This is a genomic window from Paenibacillus sp. FSL P4-0081 (genome assembly GCF_000758565.1).
GTDB classification, from domain to species: domain Bacteria; phylum Bacillota; class Bacilli; order Paenibacillales; family Paenibacillaceae; genus Paenibacillus_AQ; species Paenibacillus_AQ phytohabitans.
In genome coordinates this window covers 5,054,401-5,076,995 of record NZ_CP009280.1, presented here as the reverse complement: position 1 = coordinate 5,076,995, position 22,595 = coordinate 5,054,401, and the positions used below count along the sequence as shown (strand labels likewise).

Below are 22,595 nucleotides of genomic sequence, written 5' to 3'. Positions count from 1 at the left end.
GGAATGTGAACATCAACAATCTATTTTTTCATCTTCTTTATTCCGGCAGGTTTCCAGCATAAGAGATGTCAGCTCACAGGATTTCACCAGCAGATCTCCAGCTTCAAGCGGGCTGGAGCAGCCGGAAAGAGGGTGTTCAATGATTCGTAGCCACTCCTGCATATGGGTTTCGTCTGCCATCAGCGGAATGTCGAAATCAAACGGCCGGGAAGCTGCGGAGTTGTCATCCAAATAGCGCATGGCCCTTTCTTCAGGCAGGAGCAGAATGAATTTCAAAGTAATCGTGTATTCAAGCATCAGGCGCAGTATACAATAAGCCTCATGGCAGAAGCCTGAATTCAGCAGCAGGCGTTCTGCCAGCAATGACGTATGGAATTTGGTCATCAGCTCAAACGAAACAAGAGACCCCATAGTCTGCGGAAAAGGGTGCTCGATCAGCTGCGCACCCATGAATCCGGCCAGAGCCTCATACGTATCCCATAATTCCCGGTGGTGATTCTTTGGATCAGCCCCGGCATCCTCGTTGTACATCTTCTACTCACCTCTTTTACAATACTTAGCCCTGATTCCGCCCTATTACAGAACCACTGTAATCTATGAAACGCCTTCCATGTCAAATGCTTTATTTGTGGTCTGAATGTAACGCATTCCGGCGGTTTGAGGTAAGATTAAGAGGAGTACAGGCTATATGCAGCAAGCATGGGAAGGTGGAATTTATGGCGAATATCAAAGATATTGCGAAGCTGGCCGGAGTCTCGGTCACAACCGTATCCCGAGTTCTTAACGGTCATCCTTATGTAAGCCAGGCAAAGAGGGAAGCCGTTCTGCAGGCCATGGAGACGGCCGATTATGAACGTAATATAAATGCAGTACATCTAAGCAGGGGAAGGACGAATCTGATTGGGGTGGTCGTTCCCTATATCACGCGGCCGTATTTCGGGATGGTCGTTGAAGGAATAGCGGATGAGGCTATCAAGGATAATTATAAGCTGGTGCTGATTCAGTCCAACTATGAAGCGGAGCGGGAGCTGGATGCACTGATGATGCTGAAGCTGAAGCAGATTGATGCGCTGATTATCTGTTCGCGGACCTGCAGCTGGGAGATTGTTGACGAGTATACGCAGTACGGGCCTATTATTGTGCTGGAGGATGGCAGGGGACATCATGTGTCATCCATATTTATGGATCACTATCAGAGCTTTACCCGTGCGCTTACCTATCTGAGGAGCAAAGGCCATTACAAGATCGGCTATTGCCTGGCTAGACAGTCCAGTCCTAACAGCAATTTAAGGGAGGCAGCCTACCGGGACTTCTATATGAACAGGAATGAAGCCTATAACCATGACTATATGTTCTATGATTGTGTACAGCTGGAAGACGGGGAATGGATTATGCAGCGGATTCTGAAGATGGACGACCCGCCAACTGCACTGCTGGTTACCAGTGATCAGGTGGCTGCGGGTATTCTGTCCTTTTGCCGGGAGAATGGGATAGAGGTGCCGGGTCAGCTTGCCATTGTAGGGTTCGACAATCAGCCGATCGCCAGAATGATGCACATCACAACCTTCGAGATACCGCTGGTGGAGATCGGCCGGAGGGCTTTTCTGCAGGCGGTGGACGGGGGCCGGGCCCATGAAGAGATTCATTTGAACATGATTGAGCGGCAGACAGTATAAGTGAGGGACATAGCGGGTTATTTGAAATGTTCTGAAAAAGTGCGGATTCTCTCCACGAAAATTCCTTTGAGCTGATCCGCATCCTTTGCGGGAGCGGCATAGGCTTTATATCCGCCAAAAGACTCAATACAGAGAGAGGCCTGCCTTAGATCCTCAGGAATATTATCCGTGATAATCTCTTCGGTTTTCTTGGGCTTCTCATTGCAGATATAGTAGCCCATCTGCTTGTCCAGCAGGGCGGGTTTGTTTTTTTTGATGAAATCGCGGACTGGCTTGTAGAGCTTGCCGTCGCGTACACCAGCCCCCAGAATGATGTGGTCATAGTTCTCAATGTCCGGCTTCTCTGACTCCAGATTGCATAACGTGCTACCGGGAATATATTCTGCCAGAAGGAACGCACATTGCTCTGAAGCTCCAGATTTGGTAGCGTATAAGATTAGTAATGCCATTCATGAGCCCTCCCGGTCCGAAAAATATCTTCGAATTCAATTATCTTGATCATCAAGATATATTTAGTATTCTAAAACTTGCCCAAGCCTTTGTCAATTCATCAATGTGAAGTATAATTATCCAATAATTACAATTTCCAGCGGGGAGTAATGGGGATGAAGAGGCTTAAGATGATGACAGGTGTACTGGCGGTTATATGTACTGCGGGTTTGCTGGCAGGCTGCAAGAATGAGGGGAATACCGTTAATAATGCTGCTGGTGTGACTGCTGATATTACTGCGGTTACTGCAGCGGGGAATACAACGGGTAAAGCAATAGATGATTTTACAAATAATACCGCGGGAGAAGCTGCCGGTCATACAGTTGCCCTGACGCTGGACATGAGAGGTTTCTATACAGGGTTCACCGGACTGCCCGGGGATTATACAATGGAAGAGGCAGCTGCGGCTGGATATGTAGTACTGCATAACAGTGAGCTGGCTGAAGGCCAGGAAGTATGGGATAAGTTTATGAATTCGGCAGTTCAAGGCAGTAATAACGGGATTCGCATTGCCAATTTTTTTGATGATGAAACGGAGAGCCCTTTTTATTGTGATCTGTTCGTTCAGGATAAGAAGTATTATTTGTTTGATAATACCGCAGAGTCTCAGAAGCAAGAGCCCTTCGCTCATTTGTTGAGCCTTACCGGTCAGGTGGGAAACCCGCTGAAGGACAGCAGGTTTATTGTGCTGACGGATGACAGCAATCTGACGTTTGAGGATATTTGGAAGTCAATGATTTCGAGCGATACCGCAGTAATTAACAGTATTGCTCCACACCGGGTTGTCAGAATGATCTTTGAATAACGAAATATCTGCAGAAGGAGAGTCCATTTTGTTCAAAATCATGCTTATTGAAGACGACATCACCCTGTTCGGGGAGATCAAGGAAAGACTGTCCCAGTGGTCGTATGAGGTATACGGGATCACGAATTTCGGCAAGGTCCTGCAGGAATTTACGGAGGTGAAGCCGGATCTGGTGGTGATTGATATTCAGCTGCCGCAATTCGACGGATTCCACTGGTGCCGGATTCTGCGGGCTCACTCCAACGTGCCGATTATCTTCCTCTCCTCCCGCGATCACCCGAGTGATATGGTGATGTCCATGCAGCTGGGAGCGGATGACTTCATCCAGAAGCCGTTTCACTTCGAAGTGCTGATTGCCAAAATTCAGGCCACGCTCCGCCGGGTCTACAATTATAGCACCGAACGTACAGAGCTGAAGACCTGGCGCGGGGCAGCGATTGAATTCGTGAAGAATACGGTCACTAACAATAAGGGGGCAGCTCTGCTGACGAAGAATGAGATGCTGATCCTCAAAATATTAGTGGAGCGCAAGGACAGCATCGTTGACCGTGAAGAGATGATTAAGAGCTTATGGGACAATGAGCATTTCGTGAGTGACAATACCCTGACCGTAAATGTAAACCGGCTGCGCAAAAAGCTTGAACCGCTGGGACTGGATTCTTTCATTGAGACCAAGGTCGGGCAGGGGTATATGGCGACCGAAGAGGCGGCAGAATGATAAGGAAATACATAACCGAGAAGCGGAGCTGGCTGCTGCTGCTTGCCGTCCTGCAGCTCATTATTATATTCGTGGCTTATGTTGATGCTGCTATCCCGTTGCTGCCGGTACTGTACATTGTGCTGCTGAATGTGCTGCTATGTCTCGCGTTCGTATTCCTGAGATATTCCAAAGAAACCAGATTCTACAGGAGCCTGGAAGCCTGGGATCAGATCTATGACCTTCATGCTGTAATTGAGCCCGGCAGTCCGCTGGAGCGGATCGTCCATGAGGCGGTTATCGCCCAGACCGACAGGTACAAGCGGGAATCCTCCGTCAATTACCAGCTGCTGGAGTCTGAGAAGGATGACCTGCTGTCCTGGATTCATGAGGTTAAGACGCCGCTCACTGCGATGCAGCTAATGATAGAGCGGCTGCCGGATGAAACCCTGCAAAGACAGCTCATGTACGAATGGCTGCGGATTCATCATCTGCTTGACCAGCAGCTTCATCAGAAACGGATTCCTTTTATGCGCAATGATCTGTTCATAGAGAATATCAGTCTGGAGCCGGTTCTTAATAAGGAAATCCGGGCGCTGAAGTCATGGTGTATCTCCAAGGGAATCGGTTTTGATGTGGAGCTTGAGGTGGAAGAGGTGCTGACTGACGGCAAATGGCTGGCCTTCATGCTCAGACAGCTGCTCACGAATGCGGTGAAGTACAGCGAAGCCTCGGATATCCTCATCAGGAGTGGTGAAAAGGACGGCCATGCCGTGCTTACTATAGAAGACAGCGGGCAGGGGATTGACCCTAGGGATCTGCCGCGGATCTATGACAAAGGCTTCACGTCATCGCGCGGGCGCCAGGATGGTGCAGCCACCGGAATGGGACTCTATCTGACCCGGCAGGTGGCAGAGCCGTTGCTGATCAGCATTCATGCGGTATCTGTACCCGGAGAAGGGAGTATATTTACGCTTACTTTTCCCCGGGAGAACGACTTTCAGAGAATTACAGGCGTGTGACAATAATGTCACATGCTTCTTCACTTTGTTCGGCGAAGCGCAGGATAATATATATCAGCCCGCTTATGATAGATCTATAGAAAAGGAGTGGGTGAATAATGGTTATTATGCAGGCTAACAAAATCTATAAAACCTATGGCAATAAATTTAACAAGCAGGAGGTCTTGAAGGGGATCGATCTTCAGGTGAATAAAGGGGAGTTCGTAGGAATCATGGGTCCTTCCGGTTCCGGCAAAACGACTCTGCTGAATGTCCTGTCCTCCATCGACCGGGTGAGCCAGGGGACCATTGAAATAGAGGGCAAGGAATTCACAGGGATGAAGGAGAAGCAGCTGGCGGAGTTCCGCAAGCAACATCTCGGATTTATTTTTCAGGATTATAATCTGCTGGATACGCTGACTGTTAAAGAAAATGTGCTGCTGCCGCTCTCAATCACCGGGATCCCGAAGAAGGAGGCTCACCAGAAGTTCGAGCAGGTGGCGGGCGAACTGGGAATATATGAGCTGAAGGACAAATATCCGGCCGAAATCTCGGGCGGGCAGAAGCAGCGTACCTCGGCGGCGCGGGCGTTTGTGCATGATCCGAGTATTATTTTTGCCGATGAGCCTACAGGGGCTCTGGATTCCAAGTCGGCTTCCGATCTGCTGAACAAGCTCGCCGATATGAACCTGAAACGCCAGGCTACTATTGTCATGGTCACCCATGATGCCGTTGCCGCGAGCTATTGCAGCCGGGTAGTATTCATCCGCGACGGGCAAATCTACACGCAGCTGAACAAAGGCGATGAATCGCGGCAGTCCTTCTTCAACGATATTATCAATACCCAGGGCGTGCTTGGCGGTGCTGCGCAATGAGTCTGAACTATATTATCTTCCGTAATTTGAAGAAGAATATCAAAAACTATTATCTGTATGTCTTCGCACTTGTGTTCAGTGTTGCCCTGTATTTCTCGTTCGTGACGCTGCAATTCGATCCGGCTATGGATGCCGTCAGCGGTTCAATCAAAGGCGGTGCAGCCATTGGCGCTTCCTCCATACTGCTAATTGCCATTGTCGCGATCTTCCTGCTGTATGCCAATACGATCTTCATCAAGCGGCGCAGCAAGGAGATCGGGCTGTTCCAGCTGATCGGGCTGACGAAGGGGAAGATCTTCCGGCTGCTGAGTGCGGAGAACCTGATTCTGTATTTCGGGTCTATGATTCTAGGCATGGGTGCGGGCTTTGTGATGTCACGGCTGATTCTGATGATCCTGTACAAAATTCTTGCCGTAGAAGCCCAGGCGAAGCTCCGCTTCTCTCCGGAGGCGCTTGTGCGGACGATTCTGGTCTTTGCTGCCGTGTACGTGCTGATTATGATCATGAACTACACCTTCATTAAAGCGCAAAGCATCCTGTCCCTCTTCAAGGCGACATCCACCACCCAGCAGCGTATCCGTAAAATGCCGGTGTGGGAGATTATTCTCGGACTGCTCGGCATCGGATTCATTACTGGCGGTTATTATGTATCCACACAGCTGTTCAGCGGCAAATTTGTCACTATGACTGGTCTGATGGCCGCTATGATTGTCATCCTCGCTCTGGTGATTGCCGGCACTTATCTGTTCTATAAGGGCTCAGTCAGCTTCATATTTAATACGATCCGCAATAGCAAAAAAGGCTACTTATCCATCAACGAGGTCTTGTCGCTCTCGTCCATTATGTTCCGGATGAAGTCGAATTCGCTGCTGCTGACAATCATCACAACGGTCTCTGCGCTTGCCATCGGTTTGCTGTCCCTCAGCTATATTTCGTACTATTCGGCGGAGGCCACAGCCAAGCAGAGCTCCCCGGATGATTTTGGCTTCGCCAGAGCGGCCGTGAAGGAGCGGTTTGTCCAGGCCCTGGATGAGCAGCACATTAAGTACACAGAGATTGAAATGCATCCGCTTCAGATCGAAGTGGACGCACAGCATATCATGAGCAAAAATAATTTCGACAATCCCGATGACCGCATCCTCAGCACCTCTGTTGTCAGCGACAGCAGTGTGGAAGGTATCGACGTATTACCCGGGGAAGTCCGGATTATGGGTTATGACAGCACGCTGGACAAATTCATGGGCCTTGATCCCGGAGAAGTCGGGCTAATAACTGCTAACGGCAGCATTAAGCAGCAGTTAATCAGCTTATCTGCGGATGCGATCCTTCCCTTTTATTATAGCGGCGGCGCCGGTGTGTTTGTAGTCGATGAGTCCGTGTATCAGGAATTGGCTAAGTCGCTGGACCCGAAGCTGCAGATGAAGAAAGAAGCGGACAACTATTACGGCATTGAACTGCTTGACCGCTCGCAGAAAGAGAAAGCATATCAAATCTATGTGGACCAGCAGCCGGAAGCACCAAGCTTCGCCCAATATGAATATGAATTGAACCAGCGTACGAATATGGGCCTCATTATGTTCATCGTCGGTTTCCTGGGTTTGACCTTCCTCATCACCTCCGGCTGCATTCTCTACTTCAAGCAGATGGATGAAGGCGAGGAGGAGAAGGACGGATACACGATTCTGCGCAAGCTGGGCTTCACTCAGGGAGACCTGCTGCGCGGTATCCAGTTCAAGCAGCTGTTCAATTTCGGCATTCCGCTGGTCATCGGCCTGTGCCACAGCTACTTCGCGGTGAAGTCCGGCTGGTTCTTCTTCGGCACCGAAATGCTTACTCCGATGTTCGTGGTAATGGCGGTTTACACTGTGCTGTATTCGATCTTCGGCCTGCTGTCCGTACTGTATTACAAGCGTGTGATCCGGGAATCACTATAAGTCATCACCCGAAGCCAAGGCCCCACTTTGTGGGGCTATTTTGCGAAACTTTTTGTAGTGGAAGGAACTGGACAGGTGTTTGCCGAAACGGTAAAGTGTATGGTCTATACTGTTTATATTGCAGGAGGCATCTATGAGTTATAGTGAAGCATTAACAGCAGTATGTGAGCGTTACGCCAAATCAGGCGCAGACTGTAAATGGATCATCGTAGGCTCAGTCGCTTCGGTACTGCAAGGAGCGGAGATGACCCCGGGGGATCTCGATTTGTATGCACAGAACGCAGGGGATGCGGCGGTTATCGCTTCTGTCCTTGAACCCTTTAGCTTAAAGGTTAAACCTCTCTTGTCCTGGGAACAACCGGGCTGGTTATCGTCAATCGAGGAACCGTTGTTCACGCAGTCGTTTGCTTCAGGGTTCACCTGGACCAAAGGAAAATGGATCATTGAGGATTTTGATGTGGAAGTGGTACATATTTCTGATTCAGCGGGCATTCCTGATTCCGAAGACGGTGAGGGAATCTGGGAAGGCGGGCAGGCGATCTGGAGCTATGCTAAGCTGCTGCCTTTTGCCGGATATACCGTTCCTGTAGTCCCGCTGGAGATTCAGCTGGAGTCGAATATCCGGAGAAACAGGATGGACCGGGCAGAAGCCATACTCCGTGTGTTTAAGGATCAGGGCTACAATGAAACCTTACTGCAGAAGGCATTATCGGATAAGAGCAGAAGGATAATTGAAGATTCGGAGAATGGATGGAACATTACATTATAGACAGAAGAGGTGCGGAATTAGTGTCCATTACAGTTGGTGAAATTATGGCGATTAACCGCTATCCGGTGAAATCCTTTGCGGGAGAAGAGCTGGAAGCTTGTCAGATAGAATCATACGGGGTGCAGGGGGACCGGTACTGCTCTTTCTATGACATGACAAAGAAGGATTGGTGGCAGTATGTTACGGCCAGAAAGATCCCCAATATGCTTAGTTATCAAGCAGAATATATCGAGGGGGATATCCGGGTAACGGCGGCAGACGGCAGAGTCTTCGGCTGGGATGCGGAGCTGCTTAATGAAATCCAGAGTCTGACCTCTACGCAAATTACGATGTCCGAGTTCAAAGCGCCTCACCCGGAAGCGAAACACCCGCAGCTGTTATCTGTGGACGGGGCCAGTATCCTGCTTGTGACCGATAAGAGCCTGAAGAAGCTGGAGGCGTTATGGGGCAAGCCTGTTGATCAGCGCCGCTTCCGGGGGAACTTTGTCGTGGAAGTGAGTGAGGATTCCCTTGGGGAAGAGGAATGGCTCGGCCGGCGTTTATCGATAGGCGGTGCAGAGCTGCAGGTGGACAGCTATTGTGACCGCTGCGTTATGATTACGATGAACCCGGATACCCTGGAGCGGGACAGCTCGCTGCTCAAACAAGTGAATAAGGAGTTCAATCTGAACTTTGGCGTATATGCTTCTGTGATCCGGACCGGGGAGGTCCGGCTGGGGGATCAGGTGGTTCTGCTGCCGGAAGGGTCCGTAGCGGAGTGAGTTTCTTAAGTTGACGCTGACTAGGCATGAATGTTGTAGATAATACAACACTGACTGTTGAATACCCGGGCATTCGGGAGTATTGTTGTACGAAATACAGGAATTTTCCCGCTAAGCCGCTTGAAGGCGGGGGAATGCTGCCTTTTATACAACAATTTTCAATTTGGGCTGATTTAATGAGGAGAATGTTGTATTTTGTGCAGGAATAGGAATAGATCTTAAATAGACAGTAAAGCGGTGATCGATATTCTGGAATTATCCATGGAACATCCTGAGGAACTGGTGAAAGTGACGCATGCGCTGTCTACGGAGCTTAGACTAAGAATGCTGGAGTTGCTCAACAGCCGGAGAATGAATGTAGTTGAGCTGGCGGAGGCGCTGGAGATACCGGTATCCACCTCCGCCTCGAATGTGAAGGTACTGGAGCAGGCGGGGCTGATTGAGACCGAGCTGCTGCCGGCTTCGCGCGGCTCCATGAAGGTCTGCAGCCGCATCTATGATGATATCAAGATCATCATTAATGTGCCGGAACGCCGCGCGAAGGCGGAGCAAGGGGACTATTGCTACGAGATTGCAATGCCGATCGGCAATTTCACGGCCTGTGAAGTGGCGCCCACCTGCGGCATGGTCAGTGAGGCTGGGCCGATTATTGTGGAGGACTCACCGGCGGGTTTTTTCCATCCGGACCGTGTTCATGCCCAGCTGCTCTGGCTGCGAAAGGGGTATCTCGAATACCGCTATCCGCTGGAAATCCCGCAGGGGGCAGCGGTCCGCCTGATCCAGTTCTCGATGGAGATCTGCTCCGAGGCGCCGAATTATGAGAACGACTGGCCTTCGGATATTACCTTGTGGATCAACAATGTGGAGGTTGGCACCTGGACCTCGCCCGGCGACTTCGGCGGCAGACGCGGGAAGCTGAATCCTTCCTGGTGGATCGATACGGGTACCCAGTTCGGCTCGCTCAAGACCTGGAGTGTAGACAATACCCGCAGCACGATCGACCACAAAGAGATATCCGCCGTCAATCTGAGCCAGCTGAAGCTTACAGAGCAGAACCATGTGGATCTGCGGCTGGGTGTGAAGGAGAATGCGGTCTTCAAGGGCGGAATGAATCTGTTCGGGCGGAAGTTCGGCGATTATGAGCAGGATCTGGTGATGAAGATCTTCTATACAGTATAAGAAACCTGAGTCACGGAATTTCAACGACAAGCGATAGACGGAGTAGCATTTGCGATGAACCTACGATATTTATGCAGAGAACCTGACGCCTTAGGCGCAGGTTCTTCATGCTGTACAATCGGTGATTGACATTTCAGCAGATTCTGCAATAATTAATACATAATTATTGTAATAAAACAAAAATATTGTTCTTAAGGAGCGTGTGCAATACTATGGCAACCGAGCATTATATTAAGGATTATCCGCGTCCGCAGTTCGTCCGTAAGGAATGGCAGAGCTTAAACGGGGAATGGAGTTTCCGGTTTGACGATGGCAACGTTGGTGAACGGGAGCGGTGGAATGAGCAGCTCCACGGGGATCTGAAGATACAGGTTCCCTTTACTTATGAGACGGAGGCCAGCGGGATCGGTGAGACGACCTTCCATCCTTATGTATGGTATGAGCGGGAACTGCAGCTACCTGCGGACTTGAACGGTAAGCGGGTGATGCTGAACTTCCAGGCGGTGGATTATACCGCGAAGGTATGGGTCAACGGGTGCTATGCCGGAGGGCATCAAGGAGGTTATGCGGCCTTTTCGCTGGACATCACAGATTATGTGAACACGGATGCGGGAGCGGCCAACCGGCTGGTGGTCAAAGCGGAAGACAGCCAGAGCTGTACTCAGCCGAGGGGCAAGCAGCGCTGGGTGGATGAGAATTTCGAATGCTTCTATGTGCAGACAACGGGAATCTGGCAAAGTGTGTGGGTAGAGTATGTGTCGCCCTCCTATCTCAAAGCTGTCAAAATCACTCCGGATCTCGATAACCGCTCTGTCCGTTTCGAATATCAGACACAGGCAGCGGACGACAATCTCCGCCTGGAGACTAAGATCAGCACGGGGCAGAAGACGTTCAAGCAGGTCTCGCTCCATGTAGACCGGGCCTGGCTGCAGCTGGATGTGGAGCTGACTCACGAAGCAAACGGCCCGTGGAAGCTGCAGTCATGGTCACCTGCTGCGCCGACATTGTACGAAGTGGAATTTATTCTCTATAAAGATAATCTGGTCATTGACCGGGTATATTCCTATTTCGGACTGCGCAAAATTTCGGTCGAACAAGGCAAAGTGCTGCTTAACAATACACCGGTGTATCAGCGCCTCATTCTGGATCAGGGCTACTGGCCGGAGAGCCATCTGACCCCGCCGTCCGAAGAAGCACTGATTGCCGATATCGACGCGATTCTGGCGATGGGCTACAACGGTGTGCGTAAGCATATGAAGATCGAGGATGCCAGGTTCCTGTACTGGTGCGATGTAAAGGGCCTGCTGGTCTGGTCGGAGATGGCGGCGACCTTTGAGTTCAATGATGAGGCTGTGGAGATCTTCACGAACGAATGGACGGAGATTGTCCGGCAGCAGTATAATCATCCTTCGATTATCACCTGGGTGCCTTTTAACGAATCCTGGGGGATTCCGCAGGTCTACATGAGCAAGCTGCAGCAGAAATTCACCGAGGGGATTTATCACCTGACCAAATCCATCGACCCGAACCGTCCGGTCATTGTGAATGACGGCTGGGAGCACACCATCAGCGATATCATCACCCTGCATGATTATGAAGAGAGCGGAGATGCCTTGCTTGAACGTTATGCAGACTCCGGCAGCGTACTTGGCAGGGCAGCCTCATTCAACAACTGGAAATATGCCATGGCTCAGGGCTATGAATACCGCGGCCAGCCGGTGATCGTCAGTGAGTTCGGCGGCATTGCCTTTGATTCCGGTGACGGCTGGGGGTATGGAGAGCAGGTAAGCAGCACCGATGCCTTCATTGAACGGTTCCGCAAGATTACGCAGGCTATCAAGGACACTCCTTATATTTGCGGCTACTGCTATACGCAGATTACGGATGTCCAGCAGGAAGTGAACGGGCTGCTCACTGCGGACCGGACGCCGAAGATTCCGCTGGAAGTGATCCGGAAGGCCAATTTGCAGTTGACGGAATAATCGTAACATTGGTACCCAAAAAGCGGTGAATTATCGGTTCAATGACAAGAAGAAGCCCTTTAGAATCTTCAGTGAAAGCACTTACATGTAGGTGCGGTCAACAGGTTTCATAATTGAAGATGAAGAGGAGGGGCTTATTTGTTAAAAAAACTATTCACCTCGCTGTCGGCTTCCCTGTGTCTGCTTCTGGTCCTGACCGCCATTCCGGCATTTGCCGCGAATGGCCCGGTGGTGTGGGGTACCTCATCCACGATTACCGATATTAACACCTTCACAGATGCGGGGACTGATGCCCGCGGGCTCAGACCCGGAACGTTCGGGGCGGAATATGCCCGGATGATCAAGCTGGCGAACGGGGACTGGCTGGCCGTCACTGCTATTTACGACAACAACGGCTATACCAAGGTCTCCTGGGGCGGCACCCGGCTGCAGGTCTTCCGCAGCACCGACAACTGCCGCACCTGGTCGCTGGTGTCCACCCTGTGGGAAGACGGGCGTGACCTGGACAACGGGCAGTTCGTGCAGCTGGCCAATGGCGATATTCTGCTGGCCATGCGCTCGGTCCGCTGGCAGGAGTCGTACAAGCTGAGAGTGTATAAGAGTGTGAATGGCGGCGCGAATTGGAGCTTCCTGAGCACAATCGATGAGAACAACGGCACCGCCGGTTCCCTGGGGAACCCGGATAAAGGGGTATATGAGCCGCATATGCAGCTGCTGAATGACGGCTCGGTAGCTGTCATGTATGCGAGTGAGAAGCATGTGACCGAGAACCCTTCCTACAGCCAGATCATCTCCGAGAAAATTTCTACCAACGGCGGAGCCAGCTGGGGAAATGAGATTTATGTGGCCTGGGACCCGTCCAACGCCGGGGCTCGTCCAGGCATGCCGGTCTGGAGCAAGATGGCGAACGGACAGCATATTGTCGCCTTTGAGGTGTGCGGAACGCAGAACTGCCGGATTTTCACCAAAAAAAGTACGGATGGCAAGACATGGTCCAGCGGCATCGGCACCCAGGTATCGACCAATCAGCAGGGCGGGCCATATCTCCTCTCCTTAACCGACGGGCGTCTGCTGCTCAGCTCCAACTCCAATGTGCTCTCGTTAAGTAATGATTACGGGACCACATGGGTGGATAATGATGTTCCGGCGTTCGGGAATTCGTGGTGGACAGCGATGTACCAGACCGGGGCGAATGAGATTGCTTTTGTGGATTCGGTCGAGCGGAGTGTTGGCGGGCATAATGTCCAGGTCCGGTTCGGCACGCTCAGCGGCTCGTATAGCAACGATTTTGCGGCGAATGACAACGGATGGGCCCGTTATGGGGGAACCTGGTCCGTGAGCGGCGGAACCTATAACCTCAGTTCGGTCAATGCGGACAAATCCGTGCTTACCCCGTACCCATCTAAAATGAACTATACGCTCGAAGGAGACATCAGGCTGAATAATGCCGGCCAGGGCAGTCTGGTCTTCAATCTGACGGGTCCGGGTACCGGTGCCGATTCTCAGAAGGGCTACGCCGCAGGCATTGACTCTGCCGGTGAGGTATGGCTGGGACGTTTCAACAATAACTGGACCCCGCTCCAGACCGTGGCCACACCCATTGCGGTAAATACCTGGTATCATATGAAGATTGTCGTGAACAGCGGTAACATCAAGGTATATGCTGGTGATATGGCTGTGCCTAAGATTAACCTGAATGACGCGGTGTTTACCTCGGGCACCATCGGAGTACGCGGCGGCTTCAATAACAGCGTAGCCTTCGATAATATAACAGTGAACTAATCTGCAATTCCTTTCTGGAGCCCTTCGGGGCTTCTTTTTTATTGGTACAAGTACCAATCTATATAGCAGTTGGATTTTCTCCACTTGCTTATGAACGGAGGCGCCCTTGCCGGGCAACAGTTGGAAAAACAGCACTTAATATGGCGGTATTAGTCCACAGTAGGGGGAATGCATGAAATTAAATGACGTTTATCCATCTAATCACCTCAAAACCTCCAAAACCTCCAAAACCTCCAAAACCTCCAAAACCTCCAAAACCTCCAAAACCTCCAAAACCTCCAAATTAAGATACATTTATCCAACTAATATTTGCTGAGCTAGAACCAGAGCCAGAGCCAGAGAGATGCGGCAGATGCGAGAATGACCGCCATTCGAGCAGTAGCTAATTTTAATGGGGAACTGGAAGCCCCGTTTCCGCACCTTTCGATTCTCCACCCTCCTTAAGATCGTCTACCCTCACGGCGGCTCCGCGCCATTAACACCTGTCATTTGTTCACCAATGAGCGGCGGTTTGTCGGTTCAACAGTTGCCGCATCCCCTGTAGAGTAAGTGATAAGAAAGCCCTTACATGAATGGTTGAGAGGGCTCTCGCACACAAACTTTTTTGACGAGAGGGTTGTTCAAATGAGGATGAATAAGAAGTACACAGGTTTGGTATCGGCCGGGCTGGCGTTAGCCCTGATTCTGCCGGGATGCTCATCCGGAAACCAAGAGAAAGGAGAAGCCGTCAAGGCATCGGATGAACCGGCAAAGACAGAGAGTGCAGGCGGCAGTCCGGTAGAGATCTCGTTCTGGAACATGTTCGGCGGCGGGGAAGGGGAATTCGTAGACCAGATTATCAAGGACTTCAATGACTCGCAGAAAGAGGTAACTGTGAAGCAGCTCCGCCTCGAATCCAATGAATATTACGCGAAGCTCAGTACGGCGCTGTCTTCCTCCAAAGGACCGGATATTGCCATTGCCCATGTGGACCGGATCTCCCCGTTCGTGAAGGCGCAGCAGATTGTACCTGTAGATGAGCTGGCCTCCAAGGTCGGATTTGACCTTAAGGAAATCTCTGATTCCAACATGCAGAGCGTGTCCTACGAGGGTAAGCCTTACGCTGTTCCGCTGGATACCCACTTCCATATGTTCTACTACAACAAGGACATCCTACAGAAGGCTGGTCTGCTGAATGAAGACGGCACCCCTAAGCTTGGAGACCTGACACCGGCGGGCTTCGAGCAGACACTGGCGGATATTCAGGCCAAAGTGCCGGATGTGCAGGCGATGGCTGTGAACACCCCCTACTTCCAGGAGCCGTTCCTTAATCTCTATTATGAAGCCGGCGGGGATATCCTGAATTCCGATATGACCAAAGCCAGTATCAACAATCCGCAGGCGCTGGATGTCCTGAAATTCTATCTGGACGTCTTCAACAATAAGTATGCCGATCTCAATGATAAAACACCTTGGGATACCTTCCATAACGGCAAAGCTGCTTTCTGGTTCGGCGGTGTATGGGAAGCGGGGCTGCTCCTCGGAGATGAATCCCTGCATATCGGCGCGATGCCGCTTCCTCCGATCTTTGGCAGCCAGACGCACTGGGCCAGCTCCCATACGCTTGTAATTCCGTCCTACGTCACTCCTGAGAAGCAGGAGGCGGCAGCCAAGTTCATGAAGTATTTCTCTGAAATAGGCGGAGAAACCTGGGGACAGGCGGGTCATGTGCCTGCGAACAGCAAAGTAACCACCAGCGATGCCTACAAGAGTCTGCCTTACCGCAGCGAATTCATCGAGGCCCAGAAGACCGTGAAATTTGCTCCACCGACAGATAAGTATACAACCATCATTACCACTATCTCCGAAGAGCTGCAGAACATCATCTTCGGCAGCGAGAGTCCGGAAGACGGGCTGGCGAAGCTGGAGAAACAGATTAACGAAGTGCTGGAGAACTAGCTCCCTCTGCAGGAAAGGTACGGCCCCCGCCGCCGATAAGAGCGGGTGGCCTGTCCTTCCAGCCCATGCGCAAACTTAATTGAAGGAGAGAATGACCGATGGAGCGGAGTGTAATAGAGAATAAAGCGGCAACGCCTCTTCGCAGGAGAGAGCCCATACACCTACTGAAGGAACTGAAAGCTATTTTTTATCTGGTCCCCTTTCTGGTACCGTTTACGGTGTTCTACCTGTGGCCAGTAATCAACGGAGCCTGGATGAGCCTGCATGTCTGGGGTATTCAGGGGATGCAGAAGTATGTTGCATTGGCCAACTATAAGAAAATCTTAGAGAATCCGGATTTCTATTCGTATTTGTGGAACTCCTTTTATTTCGTACTGCTGTGCGCGCCAACCGTATTGGTGCTTGGACTTGTACTCGCGCTGATCATCAATCAGAGAATTTGGGTACGGACCCTGATCCGCTCCGTGTTCTTCCTGCCGTATGTCCTGTCCGTCTCAGTGGTCAGCTTCATCTGGCTGAAGCTGTTCGACGCAAAGAACGGTCCGGTGAACGCTGTACTGCATGCGCTTGGCATGAATGCGGATATCAACTGGCTCACGGATCACAGGTTCGTGTGGTGGGCGATTACGATAGCGACAGACTGGTGGAGCGTAGGGTTTGTGATGGTGCTGTTTCTGGCCGGACTGCAGGAAATCCCTACAGATCATTATGAAGCCGCGAAGATCGACGGCGCGAATGCCTGGCAGCGATTCTGGAGCATTACACTGCCCGGGCTGTCCAGTGTGATGAAGATCCAGATCTTTTATCAGATTATCAATTGCCTCAAGCTGTTCGGACAGGTGCAGATTATGACCGGCGGCGGGCCGGGAGATTCCACCAATACCATGATCCGCTATATCTATGTCACGGGGTTCAAGAAGGATATGTTCGGCCTGGCCGCAGCGCAATCAATGATCTTCTGCTTCATCATGCTGCTGATCGCCGTGGTTCAATTCAAAATCACAGACCGCAAAGACGGATAGGAGGGAGACGTTCATGAAGAAGCTTGCTTTAAATATTGCTGCTGTTCTGCTTGCGCTGCTGTTTGTTTTTCCGCTGATCTGGATGTTCCTCACCTCCCTGAAGCCTGACGGTGTGAACGTATATACGCTGGCCGATTGGGTGAATTGGTCCGATCTGAATACCGATAACTATGTCAAAGTCATCCGGGATTCGCAAATTCTGCACTGGACCTGGAACAGTCTGGTCATTGGTGTCCTCACCACCGTCATATCCATTCTGCTCAGCTCGCTGGCGGCATTCTCCTTCTCCAAGCTGCCTTTCCGGACGCGGGGGATATTCTATGTGCTGATCGTTTCAGGTCTGCTGATTCCGACAGAAGCTATACTGATTCCGCTCTATGAAACTGCGCTGCATCTGCAGCTGATTGATAACATCTGGGCGATTATCCTGCCCGGGCTGACCAACCCGATCGGCATTCTGCTGCTGAAGCAATTCATGGACGGGGTACCCAGGGATTATATTGAAGCCGCGCAGATTGACGGCAGCCGCAGCTTCCGGTTATGGTGGAGTATCTGTCTGCCGCTTACGCGCTCAGCCATGGTCTCTGTAGGGATCTTCTTCTTTATCCTCTCCTGGAATAACTTCCTGTGGCCTTATCTGGCGATTACCTCAGAAGAGAATATGATTCTTTCGGCAGGGCTGCCCACCTTTTTGTCGAATAATAACATGTCGCTCAATCTGATTATGACGGCAAGTGCCATTGCGGCGATACCGACGATTCTGGTGTTCATTCTTCTTCAGCGGCATATTGTCCAGGGTGTGGCGATGTCCGGTGTCAAAGGTTAATTCTTATACGCGAAAGGATAGTGGGCATGCTTACATCTCCTGAGAGTTCTGCCAGGCCCATGCGGCTCCGCCTGATATCCTGGATCAAAATTATGAAGAGCAGCATGCGCTATAAGTGGATGCTGCTTCTTGTTCTCTTCTCCTTGACACCGCTGGTGGTCATGGGGATTATTTCATTTTCGATCTCCAAATCAACGATTAACCACAAAGTAACCGAATATTCCGAGCATCTGCTGTACCAGACCGCTGATAATCTGGATACGCGGCTGGGTGTGTACAAGGACATGATGATGCAGGTGCTGAACAATAACGAGATCGTGGGCATGCTGCGGACCCTTGATCGGACAGACACGGCCAGCTATGATGTGGATAGTCTGTCGCTAACGACGAAGCTGTCCACGATTGTGGCGATCAATCAGGATGTGCAGTCGATTTCTTTTGTGTCGGATAAGCACTATATCAAAGGAATCTACCGCTGGAACAAGCGCACGCCCGCCGAGGTAGAGCCGTTCCTGCAGACGCTTGAGGGCGGCAGCAACTTCCGCTGGTATCCGACCCGCTACGGGACCTATGTAGACAGTCTGAATTCGCAGAGCACCCACGTCTTCTCGGTAGCCAAGCAGTTGTACAAAATATCCGATGACAGTCCGCTGGGGATTGTGGCAGTTCTGGATATCCGGGAGGATGTCATTAAGGAGCTGGTCTCGAAGGCGGTGAGCAACAACCGGGATCTGCAAAGCTTCGTGATGGACGGCCGCGGCATGCTGGTGTCGTATCCGGACAGTGAACTAATCGGCAGAAGTGTGACTGAGGTGCTGGGTGAGGCGGGTTACGAGAAGCTCATAGGCTCCGGCCCGGAGGAGACGAGATTTCCGCTCACGTACAAGGGCGATAGCCTGATTGTGAATGCCAAGAAGCTGCACACCAATGACTGGGTGGTGGTGAATGTCATTTCCAAGGCGGCGCTGTACCAGGATTCGAACCGTCTGCTGCAGATTTTCATCTTCGTCGGGCTGCTCTGCATTGTCTTCTCGGTCATTGCTGCACTGGTGCTGGCGAATTCTATTACGAATCCGATTCTGAAGATGATCCGTCTGATGCGGCAGGTGATGTCCGGCGAGCTCAGCGTCCGCTACAAAGCCAAAAGCCGGCATGACGAAATCGATATTCTCGGCGATAATTTCAACTACATGGTTGTGCGGATCGACGAGCTTTTGAAAGCGGTATATCTGGAGCAGGATCAGAAACGGATGGCAGAGCTCAAGGCGCTGCAGGCGCAGATTAACCCGCATTTTCTCTACAACACCCTGGATATTATTAAATGGACGGCCTTGATTCAGAAAGCCAACAACGCGGCAGAGATGGTCAGCTTATTGTCGCGGCTGCTGCGGATCAGTCTGGGCAAAGGGGAAGAGACCGTTACGGTGGAGGAGGAAATCGAGCATGTGCAGTGTTATCTGGGCATTCAGAAGTTCCGTTTCAACTTCAATATTGAGACCGTTGTTGAGATGGACGATGAAGTCCGTCACCTGCGGACGCCCAAGCTGATTCTGCAGCCGATTGTGGAGAACGCGATTATCCATGCTTTTGGAGATATGGAGTCCGGCGGCTGCATCCGCATATCGTGCAGCAAAGCGCCGGGCAATCTGGTATGGTTCGAAGTGGCGGACAACGGGAAGGGGATAGACCCGGCGCTTGCGCGCAGTCTGCTGGCCGGGCAAGCGGCGGAAGAGGAGAAGCCGGGAGGCATTGGACTGGCCAATGTGGATGAACGGATTAAGCTGATTTGCGGGAAAATGTACGGCATCGAGATTCACAGTGAGCCGGGTACAGGAACGTCCATACGAATCAAGCTGCCACTCATGACAGAGGATATAAGGGGGAACCGCTGAGATGCACCGGGTCATTATCGTAGAAGATGAATTTATCGTAAGATATGGAATCCGGTCGATGATTAATTGGGAGTCCATCGGGATGGAGGTCATAGGCGAAGCGTCGAACGGCAGGGAGGCATTGGAGGTGATGGAATCCGGGCTGCCTGATATCCTGATTACCGATATCAAAATGCCCGTGATGGACGGCATCGAGCTCATTGCCGAGGTACGGAAGCTCTCACCGGATATCAGGATTATTATCCTCAGCAACCTCGAAGATTTCCAGTATGCCAAGGAGGCGATCAGACATAGTGTATCCGAGTATATGATCAAATCGGATATGATGCCGCGTGACTTTGAGCTGGTGCTGCTTAAATTGAAGGAAAGCCTGGAGGCGGTGCAGAAGAATATGCCCGTCTCTTCCCAGGCTGCTCCCCCGGAGCCGGTGCATAAGGAGAATTTCCTGCTGGAGCTCATGGAGCGGGGGGCGGCTCAGGGGCAGATAGACAGAAGTAGACTCGCACAGGCGGGACTTGCGGATTCACGGCCGCTGTATTTGCTGCATATTAGCCTGGGCAGCAGTGCTGAGCCGGGGTATGGGCAAGGACAGAGCGTGATCCGCAGGCTGCTGGAGCAGATTTGGGATGAGCGAACCCTCGGCTATGAGATGTTCCCGGATAGACAGGGGGAGCTTAATATTGTAGTGACCACAGACGTAAACGCAGAGCCCGCAGGATTAGCCTGGTTAGACTTCGTGCACAGCTGTAGTGAAGAGCTTATCGGCAGCTTATCGGCCCAATACGGCTGGACTGCAACGATTGGTCTAAGCGGAGTGAACGGGCAGTGGGCAGAGCTGAAGAATGCTTATGTCCAGGCCGTGGAAGCTGCCAGGCAGAAGCTGTTTATGGGGAGCGGTCGTGTTCTGGTTCACGGCAGCGAAGAATTGAAGGCGCAAGTACCTCCGCTTGAGGCACTTCAGATCAGCAGCCGCCAGATCCAGTCTATGGTGTACGCCTTCCAGTCCAGAGAGCTGGAGGAGTATCTGAATCAGCTGTTCGGGCAGCTGGCTGTACGCCGGGATGCGGATCTCGTGCAGATTATCTCACTTGAGCTGCTGATGATCCTAACAACCTTGTGGCCCGATGTATCCAGGGATGCTGAACAGGTTCTGGAGCTCAAGAAGCAGTACTTCGACGAGCTGTCGATGCTGGAAACGCTTGAACAGAGCCGGCTATGGTTCATGCAGGCCTTCGAAGCGCTGGTAGAGCATATGATAGAGATGTATAACAGCGACCGGAACAGCATTATCAAGGCAACCCAGTATATTCAGCAGTACTATGATCAGGAAATCACACTGCAGTCGATTAGCCGGCTTGTACATTTAAGCAAGAATTATTTCGCCAACCTGTTCAGAAAGGAAGTAGGCGAGAGCTTCCTGGAGTATCTGACCCGGATCAGAATTGAGAAGGCCAAGACCCTGCTAACCGGAGAACTGAAGGCTGGAGATGTCGGTACCCTGGTCGGGATTCAGGACCCGAAATATTTCTCCAAGGTGTTCAAGAAAATCACTGGCGTGTCTCCTTCGGAATATCGCGGGCTGGTTCGTAAGAGCGGACAATGAGGGCTGTGAGGGTGGAATTATGTGCAAACGCTTACAAAATATGACTGGAGTGAACCTGTTCCGGAAAGGGGGAGTGAGATGAAAACCATGGGCCGTATGCTGCCCGTTCTGCTGCTGTATCTGTTCCTGCTGCCGGGCTGTGCAGAGCTCTCTTCCGGGAATCAGAGTCCCCAGGAGAGTACAGTGCCTGTCGAGGTATCCTTCTGGAATCCGTTCGGAGGCGGCGAAGGCGAATTCGTAGAGAGAATTATCAAAGATTATAATGCTTCCCAGAGTGAAGTGTTTGTGAAGCAGCTCAGACTTGAATCTAACGAATATTACGCCAGGCTGAGCACTGCTCTGTCCTTCGGCAAAGGGCCTGATGTAGCCGTTGTCCATGCGGACCGGTTGTCGCCGTTCATTAAAGCGGGACAAATTGTTCCGCTGAATGCTCTGGCTGAGCAGGACGGATTCCAGTGGAGTCAAATCGGTGAACAGAACCTGCAGAGCATCAGCTACAGCGGACAATATTATGCAGTCCCGCTCGATACCCATTTTCACATGCTCTATTACAACAAGGAAATATTGGCCAAGGCCGGATTGCTTACTCCAGATGGAACACCGAAGCTCGAAGAGAATTCTCCCGCAGGGTTCATCCGTATGCTGCGGCAGATCGCTGAGCGGGTTCCGGGGGTACAGCCGATGGCGGTCAACACCCCTTATTTTCAGGAATCGTTCCTGGATCTGTATTATGAGGGAGGCGGAGAGCTGTTCAGTCCCGATATGAAGCATGCAGCGGTCGATAATGAGAAGTCGGTGAAAGTCCTGACCTTCTACCAGCAGCTGTTCGAAGAGGGATTAAGTGATCTGAATGATAATACACCTTGGGACTCCTTCTATAACGGCCAGGCTGGACTGTGGTTCGGCGGAGTATGGGAAGCGGGGCATCATCTGGGCAATGAGGATACCGAAATCGGTATTATGCCTCTCCCGCCGATCTTCGGCAGCGCCGCCCACTGGGGAAGCTCACATACGCTTGTAATTCCGGCTTACGTAAGCTTGGAGGAGCAGGAGGGCGCGATGGACTTCATGAAGTATTTCTCAGAGGTGGGCGGACATATCTGGGGGGAGGCGGGTCATGTCCCGGCCAATCTTGATATCGCAGAGAGCCGGGCTTACCGGGAGCTGCCTTACCGCGAGCTGTTTATCCAGTCGAGGGATCAGGTGAAGTTCGCCCCGCAAACCGATAAATATGCGGCACTATTCACTGCAATGTCGGAGGAGCTGCAGAATATTATCCGTAACCGGATTCAGCCGGAAGCAGGATTGAAAGTGCTGGAGAAGAGCCTGAATCAAATTTTGGCGAATTAATTAACAATATGCA

At 51.4% G+C, this 22,595-nt stretch carries 19 protein-coding genes; 17 read left to right on the top strand and 2 right to left on the bottom strand.

Annotated elements, in window-relative coordinates:
- Positions 1-12 precede the first annotated feature (12 nt).
- On the bottom strand, positions 13-531 hold the full coding sequence (locus P40081_RS21765; RefSeq protein ID WP_042138388.1) for a hypothetical protein: 519 nt from the start codon (positions 529-531) through the stop codon (positions 13-15).
- A 185-nt stretch (positions 532-716) separates the two neighbouring features.
- On the opposite strand from P40081_RS21765, the gene P40081_RS21760 reads away from it, so the two are divergent.
- The gene (locus tag P40081_RS21760; RefSeq protein ID WP_042138386.1) at positions 717-1,676 is read left to right on the top strand and encodes a LacI family DNA-binding transcriptional regulator; all 960 of its coding nucleotides are present in this window, start codon (positions 717-719) and stop codon (positions 1,674-1,676) included.
- Between the two features lie 17 nt (positions 1,677-1,693).
- On the opposite strand, the gene P40081_RS21755 is transcribed toward P40081_RS21760, so the two are convergent.
- The gene (locus P40081_RS21755; protein ID WP_042138384.1) at positions 1,694-2,125 is read right to left on the bottom strand and encodes a flavodoxin domain-containing protein; all 432 of its coding nucleotides are present in this window, start codon (positions 2,123-2,125) and stop codon (positions 1,694-1,696) included.
- Positions 2,126-2,281: 156 nt separating this feature from the next.
- Here P40081_RS21755 and P40081_RS21750 point away from each other — a divergent pair, with 156 nt between their 5' ends.
- The 16 genes from P40081_RS21750 (at position 2,282) to P40081_RS21675 (ending at position 22,582) form a co-directional block, all read left to right on the top strand.
- Complete coding sequence (locus P40081_RS21750) at positions 2,282-2,971, top strand: hypothetical protein (protein ID WP_156118664.1); 690 nt, start codon at positions 2,282-2,284, stop codon at positions 2,969-2,971.
- A gap of 28 nt (positions 2,972-2,999) precedes the next feature.
- Complete coding sequence (locus P40081_RS21745; RefSeq protein ID WP_042138382.1) at positions 3,000-3,689, top strand: response regulator transcription factor; 690 nt, start codon at positions 3,000-3,002, stop codon at positions 3,687-3,689.
- The gene (locus tag P40081_RS21740; RefSeq protein WP_042138381.1) at positions 3,686-4,690 is read left to right on the top strand and encodes a sensor histidine kinase; all 1,005 of its coding nucleotides are present in this window, start codon (positions 3,686-3,688) and stop codon (positions 4,688-4,690) included. Before P40081_RS21745 ends, P40081_RS21740 begins: the two co-directional genes overlap by 4 nt.
- A gap of 98 nt (positions 4,691-4,788) precedes the next feature.
- Entirely contained in the window at positions 4,789-5,544 is a 756-nt protein-coding gene (locus tag P40081_RS21735; protein ID WP_042138379.1) for an ABC transporter ATP-binding protein, read from the top strand.
- Entirely contained in the window at positions 5,541-7,478 is a 1,938-nt protein-coding gene (locus tag P40081_RS21730; RefSeq protein ID WP_042138377.1) for an FtsX-like permease family protein, read from the top strand. Before P40081_RS21735 ends, P40081_RS21730 begins: the two co-directional genes overlap by 4 nt.
- Before the next feature lie 133 nt (positions 7,479-7,611).
- Complete coding sequence (locus tag P40081_RS21725; RefSeq protein ID WP_042138375.1) at positions 7,612-8,247, top strand: hypothetical protein; 636 nt, start codon at positions 7,612-7,614, stop codon at positions 8,245-8,247.
- Positions 8,248-8,267: 20 nt separating this feature from the next.
- A complete protein-coding gene (locus P40081_RS21720) occupies positions 8,268-9,008 on the top strand; it encodes an MOSC domain-containing protein (RefSeq protein WP_156118663.1) in 741 nt (246 codons plus the stop codon).
- A gap of 261 nt (positions 9,009-9,269) precedes the next feature.
- Positions 9,270-10,187, top strand: coding sequence for an ArsR/SmtB family transcription factor (locus P40081_RS21715; protein ID WP_331281674.1), 918 nt, complete (start codon positions 9,270-9,272; stop codon positions 10,185-10,187).
- Between the two features lie 212 nt (positions 10,188-10,399).
- Positions 10,400-12,169: a glycoside hydrolase family 2 protein gene (locus tag P40081_RS21710; RefSeq protein WP_042138373.1), complete on the top strand. Its 1,770-nt coding sequence runs from the start codon at positions 10,400-10,402 to the stop codon at positions 12,167-12,169.
- 138 nt (positions 12,170-12,307) lie between these two features.
- A complete protein-coding gene (locus P40081_RS21705) occupies positions 12,308-13,951 on the top strand; it encodes a 3-keto-alpha-glucoside-1,2-lyase-like domain-containing protein (RefSeq protein WP_042138370.1) in 1,644 nt (547 codons plus the stop codon).
- A 624-nt stretch (positions 13,952-14,575) separates the two neighbouring features.
- Positions 14,576-15,889, top strand: a complete 1,314-nt coding sequence (locus P40081_RS21700) for an ABC transporter substrate-binding protein (protein WP_042138368.1) — start codon at positions 14,576-14,578, stop codon at positions 15,887-15,889.
- A gap of 98 nt (positions 15,890-15,987) precedes the next feature.
- Positions 15,988-16,911: a carbohydrate ABC transporter permease gene (locus P40081_RS21695; RefSeq protein WP_052421931.1), complete on the top strand. Its 924-nt coding sequence runs from the start codon at positions 15,988-15,990 to the stop codon at positions 16,909-16,911.
- Positions 16,912-16,924: 13 nt separating this feature from the next.
- Complete coding sequence (locus P40081_RS21690) at positions 16,925-17,737, top strand: carbohydrate ABC transporter permease (protein ID WP_042138366.1); 813 nt, start codon at positions 16,925-16,927, stop codon at positions 17,735-17,737.
- Between the two features lie 92 nt (positions 17,738-17,829).
- A complete protein-coding gene (locus P40081_RS36540; protein WP_197074254.1) occupies positions 17,830-19,629 on the top strand; it encodes a cache domain-containing sensor histidine kinase in 1,800 nt (599 codons plus the stop codon).
- Between the two features lies 1 nt (position 19,630).
- Positions 19,631-21,232, top strand: coding sequence for a response regulator (locus P40081_RS21680; protein ID WP_042138365.1), 1,602 nt, complete (start codon positions 19,631-19,633; stop codon positions 21,230-21,232).
- 78 nt (positions 21,233-21,310) lie between these two features.
- Positions 21,311-22,582 (top strand): ABC transporter substrate-binding protein, encoded by a 1,272-nt coding sequence (locus P40081_RS21675; protein ID WP_042138363.1) that lies wholly within the window; start codon positions 21,311-21,313, stop codon positions 22,580-22,582.
- Positions 22,583-22,595 lie beyond the last annotated feature (13 nt).

Excerpts from the sequence above, each read along its gene's own strand:
- P40081_RS21765 (WP_042138388.1), bottom strand. The coding sequence starts at position 531 with ATGTACAACGAGGATGCCGGGGCTGATCCAAAGAATCACCACCGGGAA.
- P40081_RS21760 (WP_042138386.1), top strand. The coding sequence starts at position 717 with ATGGCGAATATCAAAGATATTGCGAAGCTGGCCGGAGTCTCGGTCACA.
- P40081_RS21755 (WP_042138384.1), bottom strand. The coding sequence starts at position 2,125 with ATGGCATTACTAATCTTATACGCTACCAAATCTGGAGCTTCAGAGCAA.
- P40081_RS21750 (WP_156118664.1), top strand. The coding sequence starts at position 2,282 with ATGAAGAGGCTTAAGATGATGACAGGTGTACTGGCGGTTATATGTACT.
- P40081_RS21740 (WP_042138381.1), top strand. The coding sequence starts at position 3,686 with ATGATAAGGAAATACATAACCGAGAAGCGGAGCTGGCTGCTGCTGCTT.
- P40081_RS21735 (WP_042138379.1), top strand. The coding sequence starts at position 4,789 with ATGGTTATTATGCAGGCTAACAAAATCTATAAAACCTATGGCAATAAA.
- P40081_RS21730 (WP_042138377.1), top strand. The coding sequence starts at position 5,541 with ATGAGTCTGAACTATATTATCTTCCGTAATTTGAAGAAGAATATCAAA.
- P40081_RS21725 (WP_042138375.1), top strand. The coding sequence starts at position 7,612 with ATGAGTTATAGTGAAGCATTAACAGCAGTATGTGAGCGTTACGCCAAA.
- P40081_RS21715 (WP_331281674.1), top strand. The coding sequence starts at position 9,270 with ATGGAACATCCTGAGGAACTGGTGAAAGTGACGCATGCGCTGTCTACG.
- P40081_RS21710 (WP_042138373.1), top strand. The coding sequence starts at position 10,400 with ATGGCAACCGAGCATTATATTAAGGATTATCCGCGTCCGCAGTTCGTC.
- P40081_RS21700 (WP_042138368.1), top strand. The coding sequence starts at position 14,576 with ATGAGGATGAATAAGAAGTACACAGGTTTGGTATCGGCCGGGCTGGCG.
- P40081_RS21695 (WP_052421931.1), top strand. The coding sequence starts at position 15,988 with ATGGAGCGGAGTGTAATAGAGAATAAAGCGGCAACGCCTCTTCGCAGG.
- P40081_RS21690 (WP_042138366.1), top strand. The coding sequence starts at position 16,925 with ATGAAGAAGCTTGCTTTAAATATTGCTGCTGTTCTGCTTGCGCTGCTG.
- P40081_RS36540 (WP_197074254.1), top strand. The coding sequence starts at position 17,830 with ATGAAGAGCAGCATGCGCTATAAGTGGATGCTGCTTCTTGTTCTCTTC.
- P40081_RS21680 (WP_042138365.1), top strand. The coding sequence starts at position 19,631 with ATGCACCGGGTCATTATCGTAGAAGATGAATTTATCGTAAGATATGGA.
- P40081_RS21675 (WP_042138363.1), top strand. The coding sequence starts at position 21,311 with ATGAAAACCATGGGCCGTATGCTGCCCGTTCTGCTGCTGTATCTGTTC.